Origin of the sequence: Psychrobacter sp. JCM 18903 (assembly GCF_000586475.1) — a bacterium.
Lineage (GTDB): Bacteria > Pseudomonadota > Gammaproteobacteria > Pseudomonadales > Moraxellaceae > Psychrobacter.
Genome location: NZ_BAWJ01000024.1, coordinates 1 through 19,573 on the forward strand (window position 1 = coordinate 1; position 19,573 = coordinate 19,573).

General features: G+C 37.8%; 19 protein-coding genes, 2 pseudogenes and 1 other annotated feature. Of the genes and pseudogenes, 5 read left to right on the forward strand and 16 right to left on the reverse strand.

What is annotated here, in order from left to right; genetic code table 11:
• From TT12_RS13190 to TT12_RS13200, 3 genes are all read left to right on the forward strand, one after another.
• Window positions 1-1,481, forward strand: a 1,481-nt coding sequence (locus TT12_RS13190; protein WP_045455620.1) for a hypothetical protein, incomplete at its 5' end; no start/stop codon positions are given.
• Window positions 1,482-1,485: 4 nt separating this feature from the next.
• Window positions 1,486-1,959: a hypothetical protein gene (locus tag TT12_RS13195; protein WP_045455623.1), complete on the forward strand. Its 474-nt coding sequence runs from the start codon at window positions 1,486-1,488 to the stop codon at window positions 1,957-1,959.
• Window positions 1,960-1,977: 18 nt separating this feature from the next.
• Window positions 1,978-2,817 (forward strand): hypothetical protein, encoded by an 840-nt coding sequence (locus TT12_RS13200; RefSeq protein ID WP_243443715.1) that lies wholly within the window; start codon window positions 1,978-1,980, stop codon window positions 2,815-2,817.
• Between the two features lie 529 nt (window positions 2,818-3,346).
• Here the strand turns inward: TT12_RS13200 and TT12_RS13210 are convergent.
• Window positions 3,347-3,688 (reverse strand): annotated as a pseudogene (locus TT12_RS13210) (transposase); the annotation flags it as partial.
• Between the two features lie 196 nt (window positions 3,689-3,884).
• Here TT12_RS13210 and TT12_RS13215 point away from each other — a divergent pair.
• Window positions 3,885-5,102, forward strand: a pseudogene (locus tag TT12_RS13215) (IS3 family transposase).
• Window positions 4,158-4,274: a sequence feature (AL1L pseudoknot), on the forward strand. It overlaps the preceding pseudogene by 117 nt.
• A gap of 195 nt (window positions 5,103-5,297) precedes the next feature.
• On the opposite strand, the gene TT12_RS13220 reads toward TT12_RS13215, so the two are convergent.
• The 8 genes from TT12_RS13220 to TT12_RS13245 all read right to left on the reverse strand — a co-directional run bounded on the left by TT12_RS13220 (window position 5,298) and on the right by TT12_RS13245 (window position 14,140).
• Entirely contained in the window at window positions 5,298-5,750 is a 453-nt protein-coding gene (locus TT12_RS13220; RefSeq protein WP_045455634.1) for a hypothetical protein, read from the reverse strand.
• Entirely contained in the window at window positions 5,744-8,089 is a 2,346-nt protein-coding gene (locus TT12_RS13225; RefSeq protein ID WP_045455639.1) for a hypothetical protein, read from the reverse strand. The genes TT12_RS13220 and TT12_RS13225 overlap by 7 nt, the downstream gene beginning before the upstream one ends.
• Window positions 8,076-9,404, reverse strand: coding sequence for a site-specific integrase (locus tag TT12_RS13230; protein WP_243443716.1), 1,329 nt, complete (start codon window positions 9,402-9,404; stop codon window positions 8,076-8,078). The genes TT12_RS13225 and TT12_RS13230 overlap by 14 nt, the downstream gene beginning before the upstream one ends.
• Window positions 9,405-9,461: 57 nt before the next feature.
• Window positions 9,462-9,662 (reverse strand): hypothetical protein, encoded by a 201-nt coding sequence (locus tag TT12_RS17860; RefSeq protein WP_243443717.1) that lies wholly within the window; start codon window positions 9,660-9,662, stop codon window positions 9,462-9,464.
• Window positions 9,652-10,383, reverse strand: a complete 732-nt coding sequence (locus tag TT12_RS15725; RefSeq protein ID WP_207804080.1) for a site-specific integrase — start codon at window positions 10,381-10,383, stop codon at window positions 9,652-9,654. The genes TT12_RS17860 and TT12_RS15725 overlap by 11 nt, the downstream gene beginning before the upstream one ends.
• Window positions 10,380-10,934, reverse strand: a complete 555-nt coding sequence (locus TT12_RS15730; RefSeq protein WP_207804079.1) for a hypothetical protein — start codon at window positions 10,932-10,934, stop codon at window positions 10,380-10,382. Before TT12_RS15730 ends, TT12_RS15725 begins: the two co-directional genes overlap by 4 nt.
• Window positions 10,935-11,054: 120 nt before the next feature.
• The gene (locus tag TT12_RS13240; protein WP_045455641.1) at window positions 11,055-12,323 is read right to left on the reverse strand and encodes a tyrosine-type recombinase/integrase; all 1,269 of its coding nucleotides are present in this window, start codon (window positions 12,321-12,323) and stop codon (window positions 11,055-11,057) included.
• Between the two features lie 1,331 nt (window positions 12,324-13,654).
• Window positions 13,655-14,140, reverse strand: a complete 486-nt coding sequence (locus TT12_RS13245; RefSeq protein WP_045455644.1) for a hypothetical protein — start codon at window positions 14,138-14,140, stop codon at window positions 13,655-13,657.
• Between the two features lie 223 nt (window positions 14,141-14,363).
• Between TT12_RS13245 and TT12_RS13250 the strand changes: the two genes are divergently transcribed.
• Complete coding sequence (locus tag TT12_RS13250; protein ID WP_045455647.1) at window positions 14,364-15,029, forward strand: hypothetical protein; 666 nt, start codon at window positions 14,364-14,366, stop codon at window positions 15,027-15,029.
• A gap of 150 nt (window positions 15,030-15,179) precedes the next feature.
• On the opposite strand, the gene TT12_RS13255 is transcribed toward TT12_RS13250, so the two are convergent.
• From TT12_RS13255 to TT12_RS19165, 7 genes are all read right to left on the reverse strand, one after another.
• On the reverse strand, window positions 15,180-15,923 hold the full coding sequence (locus TT12_RS13255; protein ID WP_045455651.1) for a M90 family metallopeptidase: 744 nt from the start codon (window positions 15,921-15,923) through the stop codon (window positions 15,180-15,182).
• Between the two features lie 96 nt (window positions 15,924-16,019).
• Window positions 16,020-16,475 carry a type II toxin-antitoxin system death-on-curing family toxin gene (locus TT12_RS17865; RefSeq protein WP_243443719.1) on the reverse strand — a complete coding sequence of 152 codons (456 nt, stop codon included), beginning with the start codon at window positions 16,473-16,475 and terminating at the stop codon, window positions 16,020-16,022.
• Complete coding sequence (locus tag TT12_RS17870) at window positions 16,406-16,930, reverse strand: virulence RhuM family protein (protein ID WP_243443720.1); 525 nt, start codon at window positions 16,928-16,930, stop codon at window positions 16,406-16,408. Before TT12_RS17870 ends, TT12_RS17865 begins: the two co-directional genes overlap by 70 nt.
• A 183-nt stretch (window positions 16,931-17,113) precedes the next feature.
• Window positions 17,114-17,590: a helix-turn-helix transcriptional regulator gene (locus TT12_RS13265; protein ID WP_045455654.1), complete on the reverse strand. Its 477-nt coding sequence runs from the start codon at window positions 17,588-17,590 to the stop codon at window positions 17,114-17,116.
• A 47-nt stretch (window positions 17,591-17,637) separates the two neighbouring features.
• On the reverse strand, window positions 17,638-18,183 hold the full coding sequence (locus TT12_RS13270; protein ID WP_045455657.1) for a cupin domain-containing protein: 546 nt from the start codon (window positions 18,181-18,183) through the stop codon (window positions 17,638-17,640).
• Window positions 18,184-18,337: 154 nt separating this feature from the next.
• Window positions 18,338-19,453 (reverse strand): hydantoinase/oxoprolinase family protein, encoded by a 1,116-nt coding sequence (locus TT12_RS18690; RefSeq protein WP_279378920.1) that lies wholly within the window; start codon window positions 19,451-19,453, stop codon window positions 18,338-18,340.
• Window positions 19,438-19,536, reverse strand: coding sequence for a hypothetical protein (locus tag TT12_RS19165; RefSeq protein ID WP_353511629.1), 99 nt, complete (start codon window positions 19,534-19,536; stop codon window positions 19,438-19,440). Before TT12_RS19165 ends, TT12_RS18690 begins: the two co-directional genes overlap by 16 nt.
• Between the last annotated feature and the right edge of the window lie 37 nt (window positions 19,537-19,573).

Genomic DNA, 19,573 nt, shown 5'->3' on the forward strand with positions numbered 1-19,573 from the left:
TTTATCAACTAGAAAATGAAGAATATCCTTTCTCAATCATTCATTCTAGCAACCAGTGGAAAATTATCGCAGAAAATTTTAAAGATAATATAAGACTCATTCCTGTTATTGAGAATTGGTTGCAGAAAATAGATAGACATGATGTTGTGGAAACAACATATGCCTGTTTAGTAGGAAGAACAGAAGCAAATAAGCAATATCTACTTAAGCAATTAGCTGATTCAAGCTTCTCACATTGGCAACTTATGGCATTGACATCTGGTTGGTCAGATGATGAGAACGTGAAAGATGAGCTTAAGGCGTATTTTCGAAGTGATAGCAAACGTAGAGATTATTCTGCTAGCTATGTTAGCCAAGTATTTTTGAATGATAAAGAGGAGGGAGTCAGTATATTGGAGGATATTCTATTTGATAGAAGATTACGCCAACGTAGTAGAGCATTACCCGCACTTATCGAGCTAGACAAAGATTATTTCGAGCAAAATATTCTTGATAGATTTATAGAGAGTGAGTTGCCCTTGCTAGATAAACAATGGGGAAACTATTATGAAGCCTTACAGGTTTTAATAGGTAGTTTTCATGAGCATGAACAGCTTAAGCTATTGGCAAAGAATAATTTATTTAAAATTCCTGCTGTTGTTATTCATTATTATCCAGACTTGATTCAAGAGTTTGAAAAGGTAATGTCTACTTCTCTCCCTATAGCAGACAATCTTAGGTTGAAGCTCATAGAAGAGTTGAATCATAGATACTTCTTGAATAACACACAAGTGATCGAACAATTAAGTCTTTTTATGGATGAGCAGAACCTACAAATCAGGATGGCATCAGCCTTTGCTAATTTCGACCATTTAAAAGAAACCGCTCCTAGTGTTATTCTAGAAAGGTGTAATAGTCTGATTTTTTATTCAGGGGAAAATCATGAAGTACAAAGGCAGATTGCTTTTGGCGGTTATTTAAAACTAGGTAAGTTAGAGGAGTATTTCACACTAGAAGACCCTAGTTCGTATTATGCTGATAAGGCTATAGAGGATAGGCTAGCAAGTCCTAAAATTCAGTTATTTGATCACTATAGATATAGTAGTATTATCGTTAAATTTTTAATTGAGAATTTTGACTATATTATCAACGTCTTAAATAACGATTTGAACAGAATCTCAATGTTCAGAAGAAAAGACGAAAGTGACCAGAATTTATGGGGGTTTATAGCAAAGCATTCAGATAAAGACTCACCTAGCACACCTCATATTATTGACTATATAAATAAGGCAGAAGATATCAATAATATCAATCTGATTGATTTTTCAATTAGAACGTCATCCAACTCTAGTGAGTTAAAAAAAATACTTATCAAAAATATTGATAATAAAGATGAAGTAACTGCTCTCAAATGCGGAAAACTGCTTGGAGAATTATTTAGCGATGATGAAGAGGTGCATAACTTAGTAAGTGAGGTAGAAAGCGTTCGTAAGAACGGGTAGGGTAATGGCATTATGTCATGGTTGGCCTAGCCATCAATTACTAAAAGATCTTGTCAATGATTTATATAAAAATCAGACACGAGTAACCGCTGATTTGGCATATACCATTAGATTCATGTTTGGAGATACTAATAATATCCTAAGATTTTTAGAGGGCTTATTTGATAATTATAACGAAGCTCTTTATAGCCATAAGTTCTTTTATCCACTTCTTTTACAAAGAGCTAGAGATGATAAGGAATTGAGATCGACAATCAAAAACCTATTGTTATCCACCAACTCCATATCTGAAAAGGTCTCATTATATGCGCTGCTTGAAAAAGTGGATGGTATTGATCAAGATATTATCACATGGAAACAACAGGAGTTACTTTCTCAGGAGGTGTATCGCTTTGGGTATAACATTACTAGTAATAAACTCACATCACTGATCGAAGTGCTGGATGAGACGAGTAGTGATTTGACAGTATATAATTAAATATCAAAGGTAAGTCTTATGAAGCATGATACTGAAAAATATAGAAACGTTTTTGAAAAGATGTCTTCTGAGAAAATAGAAGAGATAAATCGTTTGAATGATGAAGAACATCAAAGGCAAGCGCAGGCTTTTAAGGTTGGTTATAAAAAGGATATTTGCTATCTATGTAATAAGCCCTTCAAAACTATCAGCAAAGATGATCCATGTCTACATTGGTTACTACGACAATGCAAGTTTAAGAAAAAAGACTTCCCAAAAATCTACGAAAAATACGGCTATGGGAGTATCGCTGCATTTATTAGATGGTGCGCAAATCAAGAGCGTTTAATTTCGAATATTAATGATCTTGAAGAAGAAAGGTCAGATAGGAAGATTCTGTCATATACAGTTAAGTGGAAAAACATTGAATGGACGTTTGACTGTTCTAAGAATGATTTTGAAGGACACATAGGAACCTCAATTGACTACCCTCATTATCATTTTCAAATGAGAATTGATGGTAGGCAATTCATCAACTTCAACGAATTTCATGTCCCATTCACTGATCAAGATCTATTCGTATTAAAAAATACTATGGAACAAAGCGACTGGTTTAAACATGATTTTGGGGCCATTGGCTCAGGCATGCAAGATGCTGTAAGTGTCGATTTTGACGATATACTTGAGCATACGTGTCGTTCAGATAATGAAGAGGAAGCTACTTATCATTTTTCGACGATGATAGATGCAAGAGATAACCCAATTTCTGGTGAAGAGATATATCAAATACAGCTGGAAGCTGAGCGAACAGGTAAATCTTTTGCTTTTTTAGCACAAAAAAAAATTAAAGGATCGTGTAAAACTAAATACTATTATTAGTCCTGCCGACTCAATTCCCAATATTGCCTGTAGAACAGAGCATAAGCGAAGATGAAAAAATCTAGAAAGCCCATGTGTTCGGAGTTATTTGAGGGATGTTTACATAGACTCATGATGAAAAACTAGTCACCGTAAAATATCGGTGTGTTAATTTAGAAGTACGGCTAAATAACTTTAGTTTACTAAGGATTTAAATGGAAATTAAGCATTAAGCAAATTAGCGAACCCTATGCGACTCTATGGAGAGGCTCATATGAGGTTCCACAAATTAAAATTAGTTGATGGTGAGGAAGCTATCAACAATTTGGATTGCGCTTTCGAGGCAAAGCTAGAAGCATTTCATAGTTTATACGATGTTACACAAGACGGTTTTGATTATTTTTCTCATGGAGATACAGCACTATTAATCCTGCTAAGAAATGCGGTTCATCATCGAAACCATTTATTATTTAAAAGTTGGAATCAAGACATCGGACTAAATAATGGGTATAAAAAATAGAGCCCATCCCAGATTCTGTGTAACTGCCATTTAGATTAAATGCTTACTAATGCGATCATCAAACATAATCATAAAGCGATTAAGGGCAGACGTCCAGTTACGGATCGGCATCGACCACTTTTTGGATGCCTGCTGGGTTGCTAAGTACACCACTTTGAATGCTGCCTGATCAGACGGGAAGACCTTACGCTTATTCACCGCTGTCCGAATCACACTGTTTAGCGACTCTATCGCATTGGTGGTATAGATCACTCTTCTGATGTCTTTAGGATAACCAAAGAACACCGTTACGCCCTCCCAGTTATTGCGCCAAGACTTGATGACATGCGGGTACTCTTTGCCCCATACTTCATCAAAGTGCTCAAGGTTGGCCGTAAGCATCCGACCATCCCATCTTTTCCTCACTTAAAAAATGCGAGATAGTGTCCACGATTAATAATCGTGGACACTAACATGACAACACAACCACCTAACAAACCCAAACGTAGAACTTACAGTGCTGAGTTTAAAGAACTTTTTGAACCGCCCCGAGATTGTCGGAGACTCAACGCTCCAAGAGAATACGACAATGAAAACACGAAACTATACCCCTGAAATGAAAGAGCGCGCCGTCCGTATGCTAGGAAGCTAAAGACGACTACCCATCCACATGGTCAGCCATCAAAGCCATAGCGCCAAAGATAGGTTGCACGCCTGAGACCCTACGATCATGGCATAAAAAGCACATTGATAAAACCATTCCTGCAAAGATTCAAGCTCAAAGCCAAGCCGAGCATATCAAAGAGCTTGAACGTGAGAACAGAGAGTTAAAGCAAGCCAATGAAATTATAAAGAAAGCTGCTGGTCTTGAAGCCCAGGCGGAGCTCGACCGCAAACCCAAGTAATGGTTGATTTTATAGATGACCACAAACCACAATATAGAGTCGAGCCAATCTGTAGAGTACTACCGATTGCCCCATCCACATACTATCGTGCCAAAGAGCTAGAATTCAGTCCTGAAAAGCGTTCACAGCGTAGTCAGCATGACGATTTCTATCTTAATGAGATTAAACGTATCTGGCAGGACAGCAAGTGCCGTTATGGTACTCGTAAAGTCTGGAAACAGTTGAAAGCAGAGGGTATACATCCTGCACGCTGCACTGTAGAGCGGTTAATGCGGCAGCATGGCATGCAGGGTGTTTGGCGAGGTAAAGGTAAGATAACGACTAAGTCTCGTGACGATCAAAAGCGTGCTGATGATTTGGTTAATCGTAACTTTAATGCCCATCGCCCTAACCAGCTATGGGTAGCTGATTTTACCTATATAAAGACACTGAGTGGCTGGGTATATACCGCCTTTATCATTGATGTATTTGCTCGCGCTATCGTTGGCTGGAAAGTATCAGATCGTATGAACACTGATGTGGTGATGGCAGCACTAAACCAAGCCATTGCAGACAGAAACCATCCTAAAGATGTGATTCATCATAGTGATCGCGGCGTTCAGTACTTATCCATTCGCTATACTAATAAGATGGCTGATTCTGGCGTTATTGCATCTGTTGGCACGACAGGTGATTCATACGATAATGCATTGGCTGAAACGGTTAACGGGCTTTATAAAACAGAGGTGATTGAATATTTAAAACAGCAGTGGCAAGGTGTGAATGATGTTGAATTAGCAACCCTTGAATGGGTCGATTGGTTTAACAAAACTCGCATTCATAGTACGATTGGTTATGTGTCGCCTTTTGAGTTTGAGAGACGATACTATGATAGTCTTACTGAGTCAGGCAACTTTGTCTGACTCAAGCATTCCACTCTCCGATATAGTCGGGGCGGTTCAGAGTGGACGTTTATGAGTCTTGCATTGCTAGTTCTACTTGCTATATCAGTCAAATAGACGTAATCGATTACATTAAGCTTGGAAAAAATTAAGACTGTGAAGGTTCAAGATTGGTGATTTGAATATTCATACACTTTATCTGAGTATGACAAGTCACTATAACTTTTTTAAATTAGACTGACTTTTGAATTCAGATATTAAGTAGGGTGCAAGTAAATCATCCAGCTCAAGATTAGTTTTTAATTTTACTTGATTAATAATTTCTATAAGAGTGACAGTGTTCTGATTAAGCTCATCCTCAAGTTCAGTTATTCTCTCTTTTAATCCTTTATTAGTGTCAAGAAGAGCCTGACGTGTTTTTTTGTTGACGTATAGCTGCTCTTCTTTTTCATTCAAATTCAATGGTAAAAGCTGTTCTGTGGTATATCTTTGGATTAATGCTTTGCGTTCTGGCGTACTAAGCGTACTCAGACCGCCTTTAATATGTCCTTTGGCAATAAGTCTCTTATGTAGTGCAGTATTTGAAATAGGAGCCTTCTCAATGCCTTCTTGTACCATATCCTTAAGCTCATTCTCAAGAGCTTCGTTTAACTCATTGCCTCTTAGCATTTGCCTTCTTCCTGATTATTAGCTTTAATCTTTTCATATTCCAGTGAAAACAGCTCAGCAAGTGCCCTAGGCTGAGAAAGCTCAGTATCTATTGCTTTATATATATTTACTGGAATTTTATTACTGTAGCTAACCATGATTTTTTGTTCAAAACGCTCAAGGTTTTGAACTTGCTCTTTTATCCTTAGCGTAAATTCAGAATTATCAGCTAAGTTTTTGGCTTGCTCAATTAGTCTGTTTTTAGTGAGCTTTAAATTTTCAAGCTCGCCCATACGTCCTGTTACCGTAAAATTAACACAGGACACCCCTGATTGGCAGGATAATCGCTTGGGACAACCGTGAGCCGCTATATTGCGCATACATGAGCCAAAGGGTAGGGGGTGTAAGTAGGCATGGGTATCTATAAGTTCTTTCGCTTTGTCTGGCTCTGTAGGAGCTATTTCATTAAAAGCTTTAGCAATATCTTCGAAGTAACCATCACCCATAGATTGCTCAATAAAATTCGATATTTCAATAGTACTATCAAACGTATGTAGATTATTTTTCAAGTTGTTTTCTAGGTCTTTATCGTTGCTAAAGAGCATCAAACCATATTCTAAGATGTCATCAATTGGGCTTTTTGCATTATTCTCTGCAGGTTGCACAGGTTCTGAAACTGCCATTAACTCCTTAGATGTTTGAAATTGACTATTGCTACTAGCTAAACTGGCATTTTGGCTGATTTGCTTAATACTCAAGTGTTGGTAGTGTTTGTTTTGCTCAATATCAACCCGACCCATTAACATTGCTTGCAAGTGGTCTGAGATCTCAGCAATAGCTAAAAAGGTGTTAATATTATGGCGTGGAATATGGCTAGATATTTTAGAGGTTTGATTATCGCTATCTTTAAGGCCGTACTTTTCAAATACTGATTTATTTCTACCTGTACCTAAAAAATTATTTATGACACGGTTCTCTAGTATCGTAATATTTGCTTTATTGATTATACCCTGGGATAAGGTGGTGCTACCATATTGAACTATAAACAACAGATTCTCATAGGGAATATTGACTATACGACCCTCAAACTCAAATTTTTTGTTTATAGGTTCTTCGGTAGCATAATTTGCTGTTGATTTAATAAATTTACTTAAAGTTTTTTTACTATAAAACTTTAGCTCACCTGTTCCATCATTAATTGTCTTATCAGGTTTTACTTGAGCATGTTTGAATACATTTAATATTGCATCTCTTCGACCACCACGACCTCTTGTTCTTTTTCTTGAGATAAATAAATGATCGATTAAGTCATCTAGCTCGATTAAATCATCAGGAATTTCATCAATACCCTTAGGAAGAAGGTCTTTTAAATTTTTCTGCCTCAAATAAACTAGGTGCTCTCGATATCTTTCGGTAATTTTTAACGTATCTTGTATAATGCTTTTAACCAGCGTAGTAGAAGAAGGCTCAACCCAGTGAATTCTCTCTCCAGCTCCTTTTGCACCATAATATTGTATCCCAAGCATATATTGCACTTTATCATTAACACTTATAGGCTTATTAGTTTGCAGGTCTAATATAGGCTTTTCAATTAAACAGTCTTTCTTCAGCATTATTATTTCAGTCGAACGGAATCCTGTCACGATAGATAAAAATAGTGAGTTTAGAAGTATTCTTTCACCTTCACTCTGACAAAAATTTTTGAGCGAAGCAATGTTTATAAATGTCTGAATCGAGATTAATTTTTCTGTGTTTATTTCATTTTCATCAATATTTTTATATTCAAAAAGCTCTTTGGTTATTTTTGCTTTTGGTGTTCTGTTCTGTTTACCAAAATATTTTAAATCAACTTCGAACTCTAGCTTCTTAGAAGTGAATCCATATTTATTCACTATGTGTTGTAGTCTTTTGAATGTTCCAACATGATCTGGAAGGTTAGCAGCATTACTATTATTCTTTAATAAAAGGTAGGCGTGGTTAAGAATTTCTGTCGATAGTTTTTTCGGGTGAGTGTCAGAGGTAAGTTCTTGTAGGGAATAAAACCAACGCTTTAACACTAAAAGTTCAGCAACAAGCTTTTGTGGTGAAACATTACCGTTAGCTTGGCGATAACTGTACACTAGCATGGCTTTACAAAATTCTTGATACTCTTCAGATATATTTATATTTGACAGCCCTTTTACTTTGCTTGTAGAAAAAAACCTGAGGCTTAGCTTGTTTCTTGATAGTAGCCAGCTTGAACCCACACCAGTCTTTAACCAAAAACCATCTTCCCATAAGGCATCATTTGGTTTGTATAAGTTGTTTTTAAAATATACTTTTTGCTCATCAATGAATTTACTGTAATTAGTCATCTGCATTTTTCAACTCACTATTTAACTTACAGCGCTTAATGACTGACTGTATTTCAAATTTAGTAGCTTCATTAATAGCAATAATCGGGTTTGATGAGTTATAAACAGCATCAGACATATATATGATCGATTCTAGTTCATATTGAACACATTCTAAAACCTCTTTATGATTACCATTTATATAAGGATGAAAATAGACACATCCATAGCAACTACGCACAGGTTCAAGGAAACAGTTGGCTTTATAGCTACATTTACCTATATTGATGTGGATCTTATTATTAATAAATCCTATTACATTCTTTCCATGATCTTGCTCATGAGTAATAATATCACCAGTCATTAGCATGGCTATTATTTGTTGGTAAACAGGATTTCTACCGAGTGCGATAGCTCGAATTTGAGCAAGATTGGGCGATGAAAAAATATAATGTCTAGCTGTAACTAAGGATGAATGGCCTAAAATGTAAGCAATGTCTTCAGCACTTGATCCTGACAGTGCCATTGAGTAAGCTACATGATGGCGGAACTGAGAACTTGTGTATTTAATTTGGATTAATTCACCATTTGAAACTCGTTGTTGATATTCCTGTGGTGAGAATTCAAAGAGTTGTTCATTGATAGCAGTAGTACAGTAAGTAACTGCATAATTACCTAAATCAAAAAGCTGATTGTTTGTAGGTAATTCAAACTGTTTGATATATTGTAAAATAACTGTAGCAATTTCCTCAGGTAGTTTTATAGAAACTTTAGCATGATTGAATCGCCCTTGTTTTGCATAAGGTACAACTATGCTGTAGCGCATATTTTCACCTGCTTCCGTATATGTATCTATCTTTATATCTTCAACAGAAAGCTTAGATAATTGGACAGGTCTCATACCAGTTACATATATAAGACCAAGGATAGAAGCATCTTTAATAACATTGTCTACTATTGATTGCCCCTCACCAATTTCTGAATTTAGTTTTGCGAAGCCATTTTGTATCATTGTGATCGTAGGCTTACTAATAGGATCCTCAACCTCTTGATAGAACAATTTTGAGTTAAAAGATTTTGGTCTTTCTAGTATTTCAAGATCAAGTTCATCTTCTTCACTAAATTCTTCAAAACCTTCAGCTATCAATAATCTGACAAAGTTCTTTAATGTATAGTATTCTGTATATTTAGATTCATCTACGGCTAAATCTAAAAGCACTTCTTTGAAACTTAGATAACTAAAAGAGTTGTCATTTTTTATTAACTTCTGAAAGTTAGACCTCACTTGTTTAAAGTATCTTGATAAATAGGCAGGACTATTGATCTGGGAGTAGTAAGCCAAAAAAAAACTTTAATAACTTAACCTCATACTTATCTAAGTATTTTTCTTCAGTAAAGTCTATGTACTCTTTTCTACCGGAGTAGAAAAACTCCCAAGTACTTGAGTAGAATTGATAAATTTCGTTTCATATCTATCAGCAAGCATAAATCGTATTACATTAGGAATAAGTAAACTCTCAATTTTATTTATCTGGGCTTCAGAAAATAATCGATGACCTGAATAATCAGGAGACTCTAGTGCTAAATTATTAGTGGTCATAGTGTGCACCCACTTTTGTAATTCTTTGAATATTAGCTAAATTGGCATTTTCCGAGATAAATCGGCTAGCATATAAGTATGGCATAGTACTGTTGAGTGACCACCCTGCCATCTTTCTTAAACTTTCAATAGCATTCTCCATTGCCTGCGCCTTGTTGTAACTGTCCAAATATGATTGATAACTATGTTTAAGCATCATATACGCCCATGTATGACGAAGAATATGAGCTGAAATTTTATCAATTGAATCTACATAATTTTTGTCAAAAAATTGAGGATGCTTGCTTTTTATCTTCTCATTTATCGTAGCTATGAGCTTTTTAAGACCTGATTTACTAAGAGGTGCGTAGGGTGCTTGTAACGATAGAAATAGCATGTGACTTTTAGAATCTCGAGATCTGATATTGTTGATATACATGTGAATAAATTGAGCATCACGTTTTTCTAATAATATGGTTCGAACGGATTGAACGTTTTTCATCTGCGGCTTCGATATACGGTTATCTGTTCTATCTTGTGTATCAGTTATAACGAGATAAGTATTACATGTTTTTAAATCAGTCTTAATTGAGTTAAGAGTTAAAAGTAACAGCTCGCCAGTCCTCAAACCGTAGTTTAAGAGCAGATGTACAATGAGAAAGTTTCTTAACTGCGCTTCCTTACTCTTAAATAAAGGTTCTAGTGCTTTTGGCGAAATAATAGAATATAGAGCTTCTTTTATTTCCTCTGTAAGGCTTTTAAAGTTTGTCCCATTTTTATGGCTTTATGGTGATTAGAGGACAAGTTTTTGACAAGATCAGACTTTTGGGAAAGTGTAGATTTATATCTAACTATTTGAGGGCTTATAGATTTACCGTGTACTTGACTAAAGGTATCTAATAAATAGTTTAAATAGCTGAGGATAGCCCGCAAACGATGTGCAAGCGTATTGTAATTAATTGAAGGATTGCTCCCTAATCTAATTAGCTTTTGGTCAACTACCCGCATATTTTCCAAATATAATATAAAGCTGTCTATTTCTTTAATCATCAAATTAGGGTTAGATTTATGTTCACGGAAATACTTGCAGAATGACTGATTATGTTTTTCTTCCCAGAACTCGTACCACTGCTTAATGCCCTGCAAGTAAGCTCGTTGTGTTGATTCACTTTTAAACTTCAATGAGCTATTAATATAAAGCATAGGATATAAGCAGGGAAGTGTAGTAGTGCTATCAAACAATAGACTAAGCTGAGCTGAGTTGTTTAGAGTAATAGATTTTATTTTCAGCATTTGAATCAAATCCTACGAATATATGAACTTTTATATAGGTGTCTCTTATGATTTAATATTATATTAATACTCTCTACAAAGCAATGAAAATTGAATGATATAATCAGCTTAAAGTAGTTTTCATACAGAGTCTCGCAGCTTATCTATATAGTCAGCCCAATCTTGCATCATGAGTATTCGAGTATCGATTTCATCCAATCGGTTATAAGCGCCACCATGCGTATCCTTTATTCGATGTCCTAATTGCAGCTCAGTCACAATATCTGAGTAACGTAGTTCAGATTGTTCCATAAGCAATGTTTTGGCCGATGCTCGAAATCCATGAGCACACTGAACATCTTTGTATCCAAGCCTATGGAATATCTGTACTAGAGTCGCTTTACTAATATAGCTATTGCTTGAGGCACGCATCGATGCAAACACATATTCTTTATGACCTGTAATTGCTTTTATTCTTCGTAAGCGTTCAATAACCTGAGTGGCTAGAGGTACAACTAAGTGCGATACCATATCCTCACGACCTTCGCCTTTAGTAGGAGAAAACTCCCATAGCTTGTTATCCCAATCTATATCTTGCCATCGCATAGACCGCAAATCGATACTACGCACAAAAACATATGGTAATAAGTTCATTGCTTCCAATGTAATCTTACTTGCACCTTCAAAATTAGACATATCGTTTAGGAGAGTGGCAAACTGATCAGGCTTAGTGATGGCTGGTAAATGGTTGCCTGAGCTGGCAGGTGCGAGCTCGCCACGCGTATCAATAGCTATGTTTCTATCGCATAATCCTCTTGCAACAGCGAATGAGAAGACTTTTTCAGTATAAAGCCGAGTGCTTGCACCAACGAAGGTTGCTTGATTTTCATTATTCTGAATCGCCTCACACACACTTAATATCATCTCGCTCGTGATATCGTTCATTCTTAAGTCGCCAATCTCGCGACACATATATCCTAGACATAAATCCCAAAATTTAAGGGTAGATTCACTAAACGCACGCTTTCTAGAATTGCTACGATTACGACTTGATGTTTTGTGGTCTCGCCACGCTTGTGTAATTTCAGAAAATGTGGCGTTCTTTAGATGAGCATACTTATTGACTTGTTCTTTTTTATGGATAGCTTTAGGGTCAGAGCCTTGTGCGACCATCTTAAGTATACTTTCTGCTTTATGCTTAGCTTCATATAGACTGATTTCTTCGACCTTACCTAGCATCATTCTAGGACGCTTACCATCGATATGCGGATGAGCGTACCTCAAGTAATATTCTTTTTTACCATTTGGATAAATACGAATACTTAGGCCCGCAATACCTGAGACACTAACCGAGTAATCTTTATCTCGGCATTCAAGTATATTAATATCATTTAAATTGTCGACAGCCATAATGCACATCCGTAAGTTTTATAAGCAAGGTAAATTGTGAATGTTAATCTATTAACTCTATACTGAGATTTAGAATAATCTTTGCACATATTTTATAAATTCTGAAAAAGTATCTTTTGGAAAATATAGATAGTTATTGGACACTGAAATGGACACGGTTATTAATCTATTAAGACATAAAACCCTTTAAAATTAAGTATTTTAAGTACAATTATCCCCAAGTAAAGGTTGGGGATAATTATAGTATAGTGGAGAAAGAGGGAGTAAGCTATTTTTTTTGTTGATATATATGGCGTTTGAAGGAATAAACTTCATATAGATTAAAAGTAAGAGTGCTGTTTGCTATTGGCAATAGAGTCCTTCGACATATTTGCACGAAAAACCGTGCTCCTGTACTCGCACAGAATACCTTAATCAGGGTGATAGTACTGTTCTGTGCAAATTTGGAAGGTATCAACTCAATGCTTTAGATTAAGATATCTCAGTAAGAACGAGAGATGTTAGAAAAGACCAATGAATGTTTCACTAATCAGGAAGGCTGTTTTGGTGACTCTAAATGGAAACGTAGTTAGCTATGATAATAGCAGCTATAAGGTGTATATAGACTTGGACTTACTGAGATGCCAAGTAGGAGTATTATAAGAGCTTGTATACGTTCTTATCAATGATATAGAGTAATAGGCATTCAGAAGGGTTATTGCTTTTACTTTGAGCTGATTGTCACTTGGTGGCTAATACTTCTGTACCTAACGTAGTTCAAGCACATTCGCATTAATCAGGAAGTCGGCTAAGCTACCAACAATCGATTGATGAGTGATTTGTTTATTAGGTGATGATTAGGAGTGACAGATTATTCAGAGGGCTTATTGTGCAGTATGAAGGTAGTAAACTTAGCAATGATGAGTAGAACAAGTTTATCAAACAGGTTAACTAGCGACATGGTTTAATACGTTAAGCTCGATTACAAATACAATAGGATTAATGATAGCAATGATAGCTCTGTACATTAACTCCTTAAGACAGCTCAGCTAGTAACTGTATTAGTGGTGATGAAGATGACTTTATGAATAGGTAATACGTATGAGAATTAATCAATCATCAACCAATCTTTATAGGGATTTATCATATAATTATAATCCCATGAACTTATTGTATGGTACCCTTAGTTTAACATAATATACATTATGCGAAAACAAACCAACAGCTTTAGAAGTTAGGCTCATAGTTTTATACAGTGCGATTTATAAGCTCTCAAGATTGTCTCTGTGATTTTTATTCAGGGTTTATAGTTTTTATATTTAGGTATCAATAAAAATAATGCTCAGTATTGGCTAGCGACAGGTTTCTAGTAAATGCTTGCGCAAAGACTTGCCATCTTCATCTAAAATCACATCTGCCACTCGGCAATCAGCATCGTCACCGGTACCATTACATGACAACTCATAATAAACATTGCTGCCATGTGCCAAACTCACTTGCACCAATCCTTGGTCAGTCATTGAAAACTGTTTGTCTTGTGCATAATCAGGATCTTGCGAATCCCACAATACATCATAATCAACATGACAAGATATTTGCTCTCTATCAAAATAATCCTGTTCAATCTGCATCGCGGCTTGTAGATCTGGGTCGGCATACTGTTGCAATACGACCGGATTATCCACGCCTTGATTGCTGACGTCTTGCTGATACATGTTGCTAATGGTCGCTATTTTTATGGCTGCATAAGTCTGAGTTGACTCTGCTATATCAGCTATAGCAGAATTGGTTGCTATCAGTCCCATAGCTAGCAGCGTCAGTGAATAATGTGTTGGCATGGCGTTCTCTACGAGCTTCAATGATATAAGTGTTATAAACCATTACATCATAACCATATTATGACTCTGCTGTATTATCGTATCATTCCGGTTTATCTACTAAAAACAATCTATTACTTAGTAACTTTTAAATAATAACTTTTTGCTCAGTAATCTTGTGACATTTGCTCAATTATATTCACAGTAACGTATATTTCGCTAACCACTGCGATAAGGATGCTTTATGACCCTATTATCTACTTTCAAAGACCGTTCATCTAAATTAACCGTTGGCGGCGCATTGGCTTTGGCGCTAGCAGCAACTGGCTGTCAATCTTCTGCTGAATCCAATATAGCCACTCCAAATCAATCTAACGGCCATTCATCAACGCCCGTTGTCTCCGATATCAGTCAGCAAACCCTTAAGCAGCAAGCCTTACGTATTCAGCGCGCGCTTACAAATAAAGACTTCGCTCGTATTACCAATGATATTCATCCAACCCGTGGCGTCCGTTTTTCGATGTATGCCCATGTGCGTCCTGAGACAGATAAAGTCTTTAGCCGTGAACAATTCGCCCAATATTTGCAACAGTCTAAAATTCGTTTTACTTGGGGCGAAAAAGACGGTACGGGTGATCTACTCGTCACGCCACTACCTACATATTTAGACACGTGGATTGATGCTAGCAAATTTAACAATGCCAGTATCAGTATTAATGAGTTCCAACACAGTGGGAATATGATTAATAACCTGAAGAAAATTTATCCCAATTCAGAGGTTGTCGAGTTTTATCATAAAGGCTCGGAGGAATATGCCGGTATGGATTGGCGTATCATGCGTTTAGTGTTTGAAGAATATCAAGGTAAACGCTATTTGGTCGCTATTGTGAATGAGCAATGGACAACTTAAATAGTTTTTATAGATAAAAACATAGACTTAAAGGAAAAATAAGCCAAAAAAAAGGCAGTGTTATTAAATAAATACACTGCCCTTTTTTATTGCTTTTTCATGCCTGTATATTCATTATGGAGCATTAATAGTGACTATTGATGATTTTGATTAAAGTGGTGTTTGGCGAAAAAACTTCATCATTATGTCGTAAATATCAGGGTAAGCATCGACCAGCTTTTGCGGCGTCTCAAAAAATACCTCACTGAGTACCGCAAAAAATTCCGCTGGATTGGTTGCGCCATAACGATCAAGACCTGATTTATGATGGCTTTGAAAATCCTCAAAATCTCGTGTCATAATTTCAGTCCAGCGCGCAGGATCCATATCGGTTTGCAGTGGTGGAAAGCCGTTGGTACGACCATTTAACATATCAAGCTTATGCACAAACTCATGAATGACGACGTTGTGACCATCGCGCTCCCCTGAGTGTTTGGCATCCTTCCACGACAGAATAACGGGGCCGCGCAACCACGCTTCGCCGCTACGGTGCTGACTACCCTCATGGACAATGCCCAGCTCATCGACAGTGGTAGTTTCACTCTTATAGGAACCAGGATAAATGATAATGGCTGACCAGCCAGCGTACCACTCAAGGCTTAGGTTTAAGATAGGCAGGCAAGCTTGTAAGGCGATAGATTGCCTCACCGCATCGCTAATCTCAAAACCTTGTGCGCCAGTAATTGACTTATCCGCCAAAAACAACGTCGCCAGCTCAAACAAGCGTGTTAGCTCGTCCTCATTTAACCGATCAAGTATCACAATACGCTGAGCCGCTTGCAGCCAGTCAGCATGAGTAAATTCGCTATTGTCCAGTATGCGCTGCTCGCGCCAGTCTTTTATCATGCTAAACATATTGAATTTCCTTTAGTTTTGTCGTTAGACTGTGCTTTTTATTATTAGCGTTATGTGTTTTAAGGGGTTAAATGGTGCTGACAATAAGCCTGTGTATCAACTCTCTAACGACAACATATTCATAATCAGCTTAATCAAGGTTTCTTTTTGGTTGGGATCAGATTCAGCGACTAACAAGGTTAATGCGGCAAGCCCGGTATTGTTGATGACCATCTCACCTTTATCATTGAGCAGTCGATTATTACGATGCAAAAAATCTACAAACAAAAAAGCGCCGCTGCGTTTATTACCATCGGTAAAAGGATGATTTTTGACCATAAAGTACAGCAGATGCGCCGCTTTACTCTCGATGGTCGGGTATGCAGGCTCACCAAAGACGGTTTGCTGTAAATTACCCAGTACGCTGTCCAAACCATCACCGCGAGGCTTAGCAAATAGCTCGGTCGCTTCACCTCTATTTATCAGCTGCGCTTTTAAATCCGTCAGCGCTGCCATCGCCTCAGTCGGACTGGGTAAGATACCGCCATCCTCCCCTGAAGGATTATCAAGCAAGCCTTCATCATAACGCTGTAACCATAAGAATGTCTGTGTATAACGCTGATAATCTCAACCAAGCCGCGTCCTTCATCGGTTTTCAGCTCGGGACTTTGCGCGGTTTTCCTAATTAAATTTAATGCTTGTTGTAGTTCGCTCGAGTTTTTATCAAAGCGCTCTTGATTGAGTGTATAGCCTTGAACCAAGTATTCACGTAGACGTTGGGTTGCCCATATACGGAACTGAGTACCTTTTTTAGAATTAACCCGATAACCCACAGAAATAATAGCATCTAGATTGTAAAAGCGAATGTTACGTCGAACCTGCCGATTCCCCTCTTGACGAACTACCGAGGATTGCTCGGTAGTTGCTTCTGGGTCTAACTCACCTTCTTTATAAATATTTTTTAGATGTAATCCTATGGTATCCGAGTCTTTTTCAAACAGCGTCGCCAATTGGGCTTGTGAGAGCATAGTGTGTCGTGTTCTAAGCGTATCTCTATCTGCGCCTTCCCATCAGCGCTTTCATATATCTCTACTTTTGCTGTTTTATCATTCGTAACACCAGCCATCTTGGTTTTTCCTTAGCTTAATATGCGCGCTTATGCTCAATGTATAAATCATACAGCGACTGCATGACAGAGTACATAACAATAACTATCCTGTACTTGGTGTATCTCGCGGCGAATAACCGAAGTGCTGCTTATAAATACGTGAAAAATAACCTTGATCGGTATAGCCTACTCTATGAGCGACCTCATCTATAGTCACGTAGCTTTTGCTCTTCAAAATATGATTAGCTTGCTTTAAACGCAATTCCTTGACCCAGTCCGAAAAAGTATAAGGTAGCTCAGAAAATAACTTATGTAGGTATCTGGCAGAGATATGACAAGCAGCAGCGACCATCGCTGGAGTTAAAGCGGAGTTTTCTAGATGCAAATAAACGTAATTCTCGATGCGCTTTAGGTGCACCGATTGTATGGACGAGCTGCAACTCATCATCACCTCTTTCGGGGCACTCAATGTCAATACAATAAGATTAAGCAGCTGCTGCTCTAGAATTTTTATCTCCAAGTCACCCAGCTGATTGTTATGAATAAGCGCCAGTATTTGACCAATTTGAAATACTAGCAACCTGCCAGCACCTTCATCAACAGTTAAGCTGCGTGCAAACTGCCGCTCTATAGTGCCATTTGCGGGGTTAATAGCACTAAAGGCACTTTAATCACATACAGTGATGCTTCGTGCAGATGATAGAACTCATAAGGTAGGCTGGACAGCTCAATAAAGAACTGACCGGGCTTAGACGTTAGCTGTCGACCTTTTTGAGTAAAACGAACGTCGCCTGTCATAGGAAAAGTAATTAAAATACTGTCATCAATATAGCCAGAGCTCTGTCTGCCGCGATTATAGTGCACAGTATTAGCATGATAGTGCGAAACACCTATCTCTAGAAGCTTAGCATGTTGCAAAAAACCAGAAAACTTATTCGGTTGTCTGAAACTAACTTCAAGATCAAAGTAAGTCTCATTGATGGTATGTTTCCAGTCAAAGGCACCTAAGGTTTGTATGCTATCCGTTGCTGGCATCTCTAACCCTGAGGGGCTTAGAAGATTTTTATTCATTGACAAATCATGTGCAGAGGTATCGTTTGTCTGACCTGCCTGCAACTTTAAGGTTTGATGAGAGGTATTTTGATAACGATTTGGCTTTTGATTTGCATTCATCCTTGAACACTCAGTATATGGTATACAACTGTACTGATATCCTATCAGTTATTCATCAATAATCCTCTTTTATATCATAAAATAAAAAAGGATTTAGGCATTAAAGAGTACTTAATACCTAAAGCCTTTAATTAGTCTTGTTTCATAACTTGCTTTATGCTGCTCGAGTCAGCTTATAAGTTCCAGTCTCATGCAGCTCTGCTTGCCAGCCATTTTTAATGACCACGGTAGTGGTTGGCTCTTGGATAAGCGCAGGGCCTGTGACCAATGCACCAGTACCGAATTTCTCCCCATCATAGATAGGCGTATCAATCCAGTCATAGGACTGATCAAACAGCATCTCACGGCTACCCGTTTTAGCATTACTGATATCTCCTTGCTGCGGCACAAGGCTCGGTAGTTTTGGCTTACTGATTTTACCGATGACCGACACCTCAATGTTGACTAGCTCGACGTGACTATCACGCTCATCATAGGTATAAAGCTCACGATGGCGATGATGGAACAGCTCTAAGATGGTATTCACCCTTTCAGCATCGAGCTTACCATTCGGTATCAGCACGTTACATTCATGCACCTGACCAACATAGCGCATCTCCATGGTACGCTCGATAGTAATATCTTCATCTGTAAAACCATCTTCTAGCAATTTTTGGACACCTTGCGCTTCAAGCTCTTGTAGCTTGGCATTGAGTGCTTGCAATTCTACCTCTGGTGCAAGGATCATCATTTGTGTCGCCAAGTAGTTATACTTGATATCAGAGATAATCTGACCAAAGGCACAGAGACAGGATGCAATTTTGGGTATTAAAATAGTCCCTATTCCCATCTCTTCGGCCAGAGCAATAATATGCATGCCAGCTGCTCCGCCTGCGCAGACTAGCGCAAAATCCCGAGGATCATAGCCTTTTTCGATAGTAATACGGCGAATGGCATTAGACATGTTTTGGTTAACGATAGCACTGATACCAAATGCGGCGTGATCTAACTCGATATTTAGCGGATCAGCGATGTGTGTTTGCACCGCTTGTACCGCTTTGTCTTTGTCTAAGGTCACACAGCCACCTAACACCGCATTTGGCTGTAGATAGCCCAATACTAAGTTTGCATCTGTGACGGTTGGCAAGTCACCACCTTTACCATAACATGCTGGTCCAGGCGTCGCGCCAGCACTCTGAGGACCGACCTCTAGCATACCAAAAGTATTAACATGCCCAATAGAGCCACCGCCCGCCCCTAATGTCTCTACATGAATCATAGGTACGCCAATACGATTACGTAAAAATCAATATCGCGGTTAAGGCTGGTTCTGCCTGATTTAGCCATAGTGATATCAAAAGAAGTACCGCCCATATCAACCGTAATGATATCGTCAATCCCAAAAGGACTG